The organism is Paenibacillus sp. AR247, assembly GCF_002968895.1.
GTDB lineage: Bacteria > Bacillota > Bacilli > Paenibacillales > Paenibacillaceae > Paenibacillus_AQ > Paenibacillus_AQ favisporus.
In genome coordinates, this window is the sequence record NZ_PCZT01000009.1 from 2,277,013 (window position 1) to 2,287,921 (window position 10,909).

Sequence of the window (10,909 nt, forward strand, 5' to 3'; positions counted from 1 at the left end):
CATAATGCTCCTGACGAACCCTTCCCTTCACCCGATAGGTTCCCGCCTGATCCCAGCGAACCGCTGCCGTATCCCAGTCCACGGCTTTGGGGGCCGTGGTGCCGTCACTGTATACCGCGGTCGCTTTGAGCGCTTTCAAATCCTCGGCCGATGCCGCCTTGATGCCATCCGGAACTTCAATGGCGACATTCTCGGGAACCGTAAGCCGGCATACGAGGCGTTGTGCCGTTTCCCGCGGAACGCGGATCACGTTACGGGGCTGGATGCCTTCAATGTCGGCCGATACGGCTTCCAGAGTAAACGCCTCCGCTTTTTCCGGAGTCCCGGCGCCAGCCAGATCATAAAGGTCCTGAATCTTATTTTGGTAGCTGCCGCCCTTCCCGTCGCTCCAGCGGATGACGTATGCCTGGCTTGATTCATCGTACTCGCAAGCGACATCCTGGGCGTAAGCACCGCTCTTCAAATCGACAAGCCCGATTTCTTGATACTGCAGCAAATCGCCGGAAGTAAAGAACAGCACCGCCCCTCGGCTCTCTTCATCCTGCTGTCCATCCGCTTCCGTCCGTACGGCAACGACACCGAATTTTCCGTCGGCAATGCGGAAGAGGTACGGATTTTTCAGGCTTTTGGCACGAAGCGTCCCGTTTTCATGGTTCGTTGCCTTGGCGAACAGGACGCCTGAATTATGGTTCAAGGCTTGGAAGTCCCTGCCGTTCTCGCTATAGGCAAGATGCATGCTGTACGCCAGCCTAGGTGCATAGATGATGTCTTCCTGCGGAGTGCGGGTATAGCATAGTACTTTGATATATTCGCTTTTCAATATCATGGCATGGTCCTCACCTTTATTGATCATTTCAAATGCGGATTTGCTGACGGAGTAACGCCATTTCTGATTATTCTATTGACTTTATATTGCGTTTACTATGAAATTATAAATTAGGACATCTCAGCAATGAATGATCTATGCTGACAGAAACTTGATCTATTCTAAGATTGGAGATCGTGATGACGACATCCATTTACTATGTCGGATATGATGCCGCCCATCCTGGAGACTTTATTTATGACATTCCGGATGGACATGATTTTTGGCTGCTGATTCTTACGCAAACGCCGGCCGAGTTCTGGGTTCAAGGAGTAATCCGGGAGTACCCGGCAAACTGTGCCGTTCTTTTTCCCCCTCGCCAAAAGATTATGTACCGCGCCTGCTCAGGCCAATTTGTGAATGACTGGGTCCGTTTCGAAACGGACGAATCCTACGTTCTGGAGACGGCACTTCCGCGGGGCGTTCCGATTCCGGTGCCGGATCCCGGGTACTGCCGCCAGCTGTTTCAGCTTCTGGCCACCGAAAATTTTTTCAGCTGCGATTACCGGGAGCTCTCGATCGACTACCTGTTTCGGATCTTGTTCAACAAGCTGCTCGAAGCTTTTCAATCCAAGGAAAATTCGCCGCATTACCAGAAACTGCTGAATCTGCGCAAGGCGATCCATAACCGTCCCGGCGCTGAATGGAGCGTCCCTTCCATGGCCGATGACGTTCACTTGAGCCCCGGGTACCTGCAAACGCTGTATAAGGCGGCTTTCGGGATTTCCTGCATGGACGACGTTATCCAGTGCAGAATCCGCCTCGCCAAGGAAAGGCTGGTCCACGGATCGCTTAGAATCGCCGATATCAGCGAGCTGTGCGGATACAACAATGTCGAGCATTTCTCCAGACAATTCCGGCGTATCGTGGGCTGCACGCCTCGTGAGTACCGGCAGTCGGGTGATTTACGGACTTGAGATAAAATCAAGCAGCTTTCTATCCGTTTCCAATAGAAACCTTCTCCTTATAAGATAAATAAAATAGAGCAGCAGCATGCGGTCCCGCATGCTGCCTTTTCGTTAATACCATAACCCAATCTTACCCGACGATGCCGGTCCGTTCGATGCTTTCCACAAAGTAACGCTGCACGAACAAATAAATAATGATCAGCGGCAGGATCGCCAGCAAGATGCCGGTATCCTGGACCATGCTCATGTAGAAAGGATCCTTGTTCGTCGCAACCCCGCCCTCGAGCATGATGGAGAGGTTGTGCGGCAGCGACGCCAGTTGGGTGGACATCACTTTGCCCGACGTTAAATACGTTGTCGTAAAGAAGCTGTCATTCCACTGCCATACGAACGAAAACAACAGCACGGTAACGATGGCCGGAACGGCATTCGGGAGCATGATGCGCATAAAAGTTTTGCTTACGCCCGCCCCATCGATATAAGCCGCCTCCTCCACTTCTTTGGGGATGCCCCGGAAAAACTGTCTGAAAATAAAAATGTAGAGACCCGCCTTCAGCGAGTTTGCGGTGACTGAGGTTAGAAAGAAAGGCCAGTACGAATCCAGCAGGTTCACTGACTTCCCGGTCAGCAGCGGGATCAGCCCCATAAGGCTGAAATCCTTCAAATTCATGTAGATCGGTATCAGAATGGTCGTTGGCGGCACCAGAATGGTCAGGATGACGCCTCCAAAGAGCAAATTGCTGCCTTTGAATTTAAGCCGCGCGAAGGCGTAGCCTGCAAATGCGCAGGACACGGCCGTCAGGATCGTCGTCATGGCCGATAACGTAAACGTATTGAACAGCGTGTGCCAATAGTCCATGATCGAGATGGCTTTTTTGAAATTGTCCAGCGAATAATGCTCCGGGATAAAGACCACGATCGGCGAATACAGATCGCTCTTGTCTTTGATGGCCGTTGAAATCTTTTGAAGAATGGGGTACAGAATGACAAACGACAGTCCTGCCATCAGGACCAGCCGCACGACGGTCCACAGCCAGCGCTTCCAGCTTTCGAGCGACAACAAACGGGCGATGATCAACGCGGCTCACGCTCCTTCTACTCTTGATAGAAAATTCTTTGGAAATGAAAAACGTAATGATTAGCAAAATAACCATGATCGCCAGGAAGTAAATCCAGGCCATCGCCGAGCTGAGGCCGAAATTGAAATTCGTAAATCCCGTTTCCCTGATCAGCGTCGTCATTTCGCTCCGGGAGAACGAGTCGATCACCGTATAAATCACGTTGACCAGGATGAGCGGGCTGACCATGGGCAGCGTGATTTTCCAAAACGCTTCGTAACCGGTCGCTCCTTCGATCTTGGAGGCCTCATACAGCTGGGGGGATACCGACTGGATCCCTGCCAGGAAGATCAGAATTTGCACGCCCGACTGGCTGACGATCTGGTAGATGCGATCCACAGCGCTGGTCAGGTACGTGACAATGTTATCGCTGACACCGGAATTGACCATGATCCGCGTCAGCTCGCTGGTCCCCAGGCCGCTCACGGCACCGCCGGCGTTCTGCTCATTGATGGCCTGAACGAGGCTGGACGTCTCCAAATTCGCAATGACTCCGGAGGCAAGGATGACCGGAAGGAAAAAGATCGATCTGGCAATGGCTCTGCCGACAAACCTTTGGTTCAGCAGTACAGCCAAAAACAGGCTGAAGATCACAATGAGCGGTACGTTGATGACCATGTTTACGATCGAGGTCGTCAGCGTACGGTTAAAGCTCGTATTGACCGTAAGGGCTTCCACGTAATTGGAGATGCCGATAAAGCTGATGTTCATGCCGTTAGCATTGGCTTCGATGGAGCTGAAGCTGTACCTTAATGAAGAGATTAACGGTATCAGGAAAAAGAGAAGGAATCCGAGCAGCCACGGCAAAACGTAGATAAAGCCCCAAAGCGCCTTCTGTTCGGCGTACGTCCGCCGCTTCGCGCCGATTTTCATGATCGACTTCAAGATTGCACACCACCCGTCAAATAGCTCTCGGCTTTCACCGTTTGGCCGTCCACCGTCACATCCGTACGGTTATAGTTCACAATGACGTAAATGCCGTTCCCGTACACGGTCTTGAACACGCCTTCGCCAAGCTTCTCATGGCCCGTAATCGGCTCATTCCGGACGTTCTTCAGCACATCGTTCACCTCGTGGTACATTTCGGCGGCCTGGTCGATCCACTGCTTGTAATGGACGGCATACAAGTCGTTGAAATCCGTATCCTTCACTTTGTCATTCGGTTCATGGATCCATTCGAAGTACATGCCCGCTCCGTATTCGAGACATTTCAGGATATACTGCCGTTCATCCGTATAGGTTGACAGGTTAAACGGGCTTCCCGTGTAGTCGATGGACCCCCGAATGACCATTTGATAGAATGGGATCTCTTCGTCCTCGATCTTGAATCGGCTGCCGGACATCGGCGCGTTCGTAATATCCGACAAGAATGGGAGCGCATAAGCGTTGCCGCCGTCCGCCATGACCTTCAAATTTTGCTGTGAGATGCTGCCCAACGCTTGAACCGAAAGGTTCTCGGACTGCGTGCGATCCAGTTGATTGTGCTTGCGGTAATCGCTGTTGAGCTGATCGGCGAGATCCCGGAGTGAAATGCCGCCCGTTTGATACCCTTTCAAGCCCTTCAGCACCGACTCGGTATAGGAAACGGTAAGCCGCGGGGATACAACATAAGACGGCGGCTTATCCCGGTCCCTCCGATTGAGCGCCTGATCCAGCGGATAGAGAGCGGCAGGAACGCCTCTCAGCGTTCTCGCAGCATTCGCGTTCTCGTTGAATCCCTTCCCCGTATTCGCAGTCAAAACTGCAACATCCGGAAAGAAAGAAACCCCTTGATCCCGTGCGAACGATAGGAAGCCCCGCAATCCATTGCTGCCGCCGACCGCCTTGTCGACCGAAAATATGATCCGGAACCTCATGATCCAATCCGCCATTGAACCAGCCCGAAAATTTCAATTTGATGTTGGAGATGTCACGGCTCTTCATCTGGTTGATGATATCCTCCGACTGTTACAAACGTCGTGAGAGGCTCGATCGTCCGGTAAGGAATGCCGGCGACATGCTTCTGTTTGGCGATGCCGCCGACCAGCTGGCAGGTAGAACGGCGTATCTGTCTTACCGTTCCTGGAACCTGGGCAGCGTACGCTCCTGGCCGTTCGCTTGCAGCGTCACTTCTCCTTTGTTCATGACATTGAAGCTGGGATATACATAGTTATAGCTGTTCAGCTTTCCGCTGATATCGGCATGGATAGCTGCAGCCGCGGCACCTTCCTCGATGATGCCGAGGATCGCGCCGCTTTCCCGGATGATGCCGAACACCGGCAGCCGGACCGCCTGCTCGGTCTTGGCATCCTCGGTCGTCTTCATCGTCAGGTCTTCCCCGTACAACGGTTGCTGGTAAGCGGGATACTGCTTTTTCCCGTTGTTGAAATGGATGAGCGCGCCGGAGCCGTCCGGCACGAAGATCGTCCCCTCTCCTTGGAGCTGCCGGCGACCAAAAAGCTGAGAAAGGAAATATCCCGATCGGATATGCGCTCGGATATTGAATACCGGATGCAGGGATTTTGGCGACTAGGCTGCCGCCGTCCAGGGCATATTCGATCGATGCGAGGAATATCCGCGGTTCCGGCTTCTCCTGTGTAAAATGCAGCTCCTCCATGTCCTTCATGAGGTCCTCTTCGGTGTATCCGGCATCGTCGAATGCCTTGAAGGCGCGATCGAGCTGCAGTCCATTTAAGGCGCTGTCGTTACGGACATACACCTTTTTATCCGGATCTTCTTTATAGGCGATTTTCAGAGCCCGCTGACCCGTTTTGTCCAGCTTGCCCAGCATTGCCTCGATACGCTCGCTGCTGAGCATCATCGGCAAATCGGCCGCCGACTTCACGGCAGTTCCGAACTGGTACGTGACCCTTACCCCGCTTGGGATCGGTTCGAATTTGATCTGCTTATGCGAGACGCTGTCCGTGAACGTATTGATGGAATTCACCTGGCCGAAATTGTTGTAATAATCGATCTTGAGCTGGGAAGAAAGGTTGGCTTTGTTCACCCCCGAGGCGAGCGGATCCTTGCCCTGCTCCGGCGGGTTGCTGTACCATGTCTCTCCGGTTTCCTTATTTAACACAGCAATAGCGCCCGTACTCTCATCCACGAACAGCCGCAGTCGTTCATTTTCGGCTACGCCTTTCATGCCGGCTGCACGGGCGTCGGTGAAAGCCGCCTTCAAAGGCTGGCCCTTGGTGAATTGGGCTGCAGCCGGTGCATCATTGGCCCCGGAGCGGGCGGCGTTCGAATCAGCACAGCCGGCCAGCGCGATCCCCGCGATCAGTACCGGGAGCCACAGGGCGATTCTGGCTTTGCGCATGGTTTCTCCTCCTTTCTTTAGTTTCTAAGCATGATTTCCTGATAAATGACGTGAACGAACGAAATCATCTGCTGAATCAGTCCGAAAAACAGCAGGCAGATAAAAGCCATAAAGCCCATCGCCACGATCGTCAGCAGGATCGTCCCGATGGTCTTCGACGGCGAGTATTGATGCACGGTCATGTTGCCGACGAACAAAAGATACGCCGACCAGAGGAAGGCCGCGGTGCTGCAGAAGTTATAAAACGCCGTCTCCTGCAGTGATATGACATTGCTGAGCCAGATCCACGGGAAGTTGATGATCATCATCGGAACGAGGGCAAAGCAAGTCGATGTAAAAATTTCAACGAACTTCCCTTCGCCGTCCATGAGCGTCGTCAGCGACCAGTTGGCCACGCACCAGAACAAAACCGGGACAACGATGTACACTACTTCCATCAGGCTGTTCATATCATCCGGATTGGTGATTTTGACTAGGAAGCCGCTGTACTGGTTGCTAAGGATATTGGTGATGATCATCAAAAACAAAATAATCAAGGAAGCGATCAGCATGTGCCGCTTGTTTCGTTCGTATTTCAGGTCCCAATAGGCGTTAAACGGATGCACGATGAGATATAGCGGGTATTTTACGAGCTCACGATTCAATCGTAACACCTCCTTGTCTCCTCATCCGCTTCCGGAGCTTTTTGAAGAGCAGGAGAGCTGCGGCAAGCACGATCAATCCGGTCATGACTGCCGGGAAGTATTCTCTCATCACCTCTTTGCGGTAAAGCAGGTACGCCTTTGAATAATTGGCTTGATCATAGCTTTCCTTGAAATACTGCATAGCCCCTTTGTAGTCCCCTTTCCGAAGGAGGGCCTTGCCCACGCCGGAATAAGCAAATTCCAGGTTCGCATTCATATTGATCGCCTGTTGATAGAGATCAAACGCCTTTTCCTCATCGCCCCTGTAGTAGCTCCGGACCGCTTCGTTCAACATCCGGCCGTACGCTGTTGTCTGAAACACTGTTATCTCGCCGAATGCCTTATCCAGCACAAGAAAATCGTCCCCGACCCGTTCAATCGCCGCGGGGGTGTTAAATTGGCCCATTTGGTTGCCCAAGCCGCCGAATATGTACATCAGATGTCCATCCCCGCTGTAAGTGAAGATTCTGCCCCGCTTGGAGTCGAGGACCGAATACATTTCGCTGTCGGTGACATCGATATCGATGAGCCGTGAAGGGCCGACATCTTTTGAATACCGGATATCCCCCACAGGCTGAGATATCCCGTCCGCCGGAGAATATCGTTACCCTGAGCGTTCAGTTTTTTGATCGGATTATTCGAGTAGTCACCGCTTGTTGCGTAAATGAAGCCTTCGTCATCCATATCCAGGTTCGTGAATTCGGTAGGTGTGAACATCACCATTTGGCTCCGCTGCGCCTGCGTAGACATCCTTTTCCAGAACAGCTCCACCGGATCAACCGTCACCCGGTTAGCGCCGATGAACGAGGTGAACGCCCCGTCCGGATTGAATTCCATAAAACCGTCAAATACGCCGGTCGACATGACGTAGATCCGCTGCGCCGTGTCAACAACCACCCGAACCGGCTGAAAATCGAAATTGGCCTGCAGCAGGTCGGACTTCGGCGCTTCAAGCACCCCCGCCACCCTTAAGTTTGAATCCAGATGAACCACCCGTTTATTGCCCGTATCGGCGATAAAGAGCTCTTTCCGGTCGGTCACGAAGATCCCTTGCGGGTTATTGAACGTATCTTTCTTCCCCTTGTGGTCAAAGGAATCCACCACCTTAACCGGCTTAAAATGCTCGTCGAGGACGACGATGCGGTTGTTGCCGGAATCGAGCACATAAATCTCTTTGTCGGCCGTTACGTGGATGTCGCTCGGGTTTTTGAAGGGGCCCACGCCAAGCTGCGTGCCGTTCAGCAAGGACGTGGCCTCATACGCGGCAGGAGCCGGCGTCGTGTCATTCCAGAAGGAATAGTTGTAGGAGGCGCTGCCTTCGGCGTGAGCCGCATTTACGCCTATACTCGTCCCCAGCAGGCAGCAGAGGGCAGCCACCAGGAGGTACTTTTTCACTTTCGGTATGCTCATTCGCATCGTGCTAGTCTCCCCTCTATTCTTTCATTCCGGAGGTCGCCATCGTCTGAAGGACGTTGCTCTGCGAAATGATAAAGAGTGTAATCGGCACGACCATCAGAATCAGCGCGACGGCAGCTCCCACGCCGGCCCGGGCAATCCCGCCCGCGGTGATTTGGCCTAAGGCATAGTGAAGCGTCTTGAGGTTCTCACTGTAAATGAAATTGCCCCCGTCCGAGCCCCACAGCATCGGAAACTGCAAAATCATCAGCGTTAGCCAAGCAGGCTTCACGTTGGGCATGACGATCGTCCAATAAATCCGGGTATTCGTTTGCCCCGTCGATTTTGGCCGCTTCCAGCAGGGCATCTGGAATCTGCTCCATGAACTGCTTCATCAGGAATAAGCCTAGCGGGAACGCAAGCGACGGGACGATAATCGATGCGTGCGTATTGATCCAGCCGAGCCACGACATCACCATATAGTTGGGAATCGCCGTAACATGCCCGGAAAACATCAAGGACATGACGACGATCGAGAACAGGATCCTGGACCCGGGAAAACGGTATTTTGCCAGCGGATAGGCCGCGGCGGACGACAGCAGGATATGGCCGACGGTCCCTACAATCGTAATGAAGAGCGTATTCACGATATACCGGGACAGCGGAACCCAGGAATTTCCCATTAACGCCACCAGATCGTAAAAGTTGTCCATCGTCGGATTGTTCACGAAGAAACGCGGCGGAAACAGAAACAGTTCGTTCAGCGGTTTAAAAGCATTATTAACGGCGTAGATCAGCGGCAGCGCCATGAATGCGCCGAATACGGCCAGGAATGCGAACAGCATAAAGCTGACGGTAAAAGAGCGGTTCAGCCTTCTCGGCATGCGAAAGGCGGCCATCATTCTCGTCACCAAATCACTCCCCTACCTTTCTGAGCAATCGCTGCGTCAATTTGTTGGCACCGAGCATCATGGCGAACAGCACCGTCGCAATCGCGGACGCATACCCCATTTCAAAGCGGATCGTTCCGTAATCCATCAAGTGAGTGACGATCGTATGCCCCGCGTAGTTGACGCTGGGAAAACCGGCGAGCGCCACCGAGATATCGGCCACCGCAAACGAGCTGGTGATCTGCATAACCGCACCGAACATCAGCTGCGGCCTCATGGACGGCAGCGTAATGAACCACAGCTCCTGCCAGCGGTTGCGAATGCCGTCAATCGCTCCGGCTTCAATCAGGGACTTGTCGATCGTCTGCAGGCCCGCAATAAAAGCCAGGAAGCTGGTGCCCAGGCTGAGCCACAGCTGGACGATCATGATGATCGGCAAAATGTACTTCTCGTTCGTCAGCCATTGAATCGGTTCCAGCATAAAGCCGAATTTTATTAAAAAGCCGTTCAAATAGCCGTATCTGTCGCCTGAAAAAATAATGAGCCAAATAAAGAAAACGTTGCCGGAAATCGACGGCGCATAGAAAACAAGCGTCATCAACGCGCGGACCTTCGGGGACAGCTCATTGATAATCCATGCAAACAGAAAGCAGGCAATGTAGCTGATCGGTCCGCAAATGACCGCGAACAGCAGCGTATTTTTCAAAGCGATCATAAAGACGTCATCATTCAAAAACAGTCTGGAGTAGTTCTGCCACCCGACAAAACGGGGGAATTCCAGCATATTGAAATAAAAGAAGCTGAGAACGATCGAGAACACGACCGGAACCACCGTAAAGGCAAAAAAGATCAGCATGTACGGACTCATCAGGATGTAATAATGCTTGTTTTTCTTCAGCTCTCTCCAGACGTTGGCCAGCCGCGACTGCTTTTTCGGCTGCACGAGGCTCGATACGGCGGCCTTGCTGGTTGTTTCGGCTTGCATCCGATTCCCCCCTTACTGTTCAGGTAAATTGAATTCCTTCCGCTTGACCGCAATTTCGTCGTTGATGTACAAGAGGTAATCCGACAAAGCCTCGCGGGGATTCTCGCTGGCGTTGACGACTTTGCGGAATGCGTTGTCCAGATGCCGGCCGGTAAAATAGCCGCCAGGAACTTGCGGGATCCCCCGGACCCATTTCCACTGATTCTCCAAATTGCGATAGTCTTTAACCGGCCAAGGCAGCTCCTCGAGCGCCTCGACGTTGGCTGTCGGATAACGGGCAGCCTCGCCCATCAGCCCTTCCATCTCGCGGCCGTATGCGATTTGGGTATCCTTATCCGTCCACCATTTCATGAACTCCCAAGCCGCCTCTTGATCCCGTGCGCCCTCGAGCATCATCACGCCGGTCGTGTGGCTCGCCACTTCATGATGGATCGTGCCGTCCTTTTCCGTGCCGGGCACCATGGTAAATTCCCAGAGCCCCTTGATCTCCGGCGCCAGGACGGTCAGCATGTTGTACGTCGTATAATCCGCGATGCCGATCGGCATTTCGCCGGTACGGAACCGGTTCGGAAAGTCGGCCAGCAGCGGGAACTTGTAGCTCGTATAGAACTGTGTCCATTTCTTGAAGGCATCCATGGAGATTTCGGAATCCAGCGCGCTCTTTCTGCCGCCGTCCTGGTAAAATTCGCCGCCGTCCTGGTACAGCAGCATGGAGAACGTCGGGTTCGGCACCAGGCTCGCGTTGGCGGCCTCGATACTAGAGG

The 10,909-nt window shown here is 53.0% G+C and carries 9 protein-coding genes and 3 pseudogenes; 2 read left to right on the top strand and 10 right to left on the bottom strand.

The genetic code is table 11. The features are described 5' to 3' along the window. On the bottom strand, positions 1-826 hold an 826-nt coding region (locus tag CPT76_RS19205; protein WP_181152928.1), incomplete at its 3' end, for an Ig-like domain-containing protein. Between the two features lie 179 nt (positions 827-1,005). On the opposite strand from CPT76_RS19205, the gene CPT76_RS19210 reads away from it, so the two are divergent. Then, entirely contained in the window at positions 1,006-1,782 is a 777-nt protein-coding gene (locus CPT76_RS19210) for a helix-turn-helix transcriptional regulator (RefSeq protein WP_105443969.1), read from the top strand. Positions 1,783-1,903: 121 nt separating this feature from the next. On the opposite strand, the gene CPT76_RS19215 is transcribed toward CPT76_RS19210, so the two are convergent. The 4 genes and pseudogenes from CPT76_RS19215 to CPT76_RS40070 all read right to left on the bottom strand — a co-directional run bounded on the left by CPT76_RS19215 (position 1,904) and on the right by CPT76_RS40070 (position 5,288). Next, positions 1,904-2,851, bottom strand: coding sequence for a carbohydrate ABC transporter permease (locus tag CPT76_RS19215; protein WP_076169184.1), 948 nt, complete (start codon positions 2,849-2,851; stop codon positions 1,904-1,906). A 17-nt stretch (positions 2,852-2,868) separates the two neighbouring features. Then, positions 2,869-3,776: pseudogene (locus tag CPT76_RS19220) on the bottom strand (carbohydrate ABC transporter permease). Beyond that, complete coding sequence (locus CPT76_RS40065) at positions 3,773-4,747, bottom strand: DUF5696 domain-containing protein (protein WP_258168594.1); 975 nt, start codon at positions 4,745-4,747, stop codon at positions 3,773-3,775. The pseudogene CPT76_RS19220 and the gene CPT76_RS40065 overlap by 4 nt, the downstream one beginning before the upstream one ends. A 196-nt stretch (positions 4,748-4,943) precedes the next feature. Further along, positions 4,944-5,288: a DUF5696 domain-containing protein gene (locus CPT76_RS40070; protein ID WP_258168595.1), complete on the bottom strand. Its 345-nt coding sequence runs from the start codon at positions 5,286-5,288 to the stop codon at positions 4,944-4,946. 353 nt (positions 5,289-5,641) lie between these two features. On the opposite strand from CPT76_RS40070, the gene CPT76_RS40075 reads away from it, so the two are divergent. Continuing rightward, positions 5,642-5,836 (top strand): hypothetical protein, encoded by a 195-nt coding sequence (locus tag CPT76_RS40075; protein WP_258168596.1) that lies wholly within the window; start codon positions 5,642-5,644, stop codon positions 5,834-5,836. A gap of 373 nt (positions 5,837-6,209) precedes the next feature. On the opposite strand, the gene CPT76_RS19230 is transcribed toward CPT76_RS40075, so the two are convergent. From CPT76_RS19230 to CPT76_RS19250, 5 genes and pseudogenes are all read right to left on the bottom strand, one after another. After that, the gene (locus CPT76_RS19230; RefSeq protein ID WP_105443970.1) at positions 6,210-6,836 is read right to left on the bottom strand and encodes a Yip1 family protein; all 627 of its coding nucleotides are present in this window, start codon (positions 6,834-6,836) and stop codon (positions 6,210-6,212) included. Continuing rightward, positions 6,826-8,291, bottom strand: a pseudogene (locus tag CPT76_RS42185) (hypothetical protein). The gene CPT76_RS19230 and the pseudogene CPT76_RS42185 overlap by 11 nt, the downstream one beginning before the upstream one ends. A gap of 16 nt (positions 8,292-8,307) precedes the next feature. Further along, a pseudogene (locus CPT76_RS19240) lies at positions 8,308-9,172 on the bottom strand (carbohydrate ABC transporter permease). Between the two features lie 13 nt (positions 9,173-9,185). Beyond that, the gene (locus CPT76_RS19245; protein WP_076169189.1) at positions 9,186-10,145 is read right to left on the bottom strand and encodes a carbohydrate ABC transporter permease; all 960 of its coding nucleotides are present in this window, start codon (positions 10,143-10,145) and stop codon (positions 9,186-9,188) included. Positions 10,146-10,157: 12 nt separating this feature from the next. Beyond that, on the bottom strand, positions 10,158-10,909 hold a 752-nt coding region (locus tag CPT76_RS19250), incomplete at its 5' end, for an extracellular solute-binding protein (protein WP_146116356.1).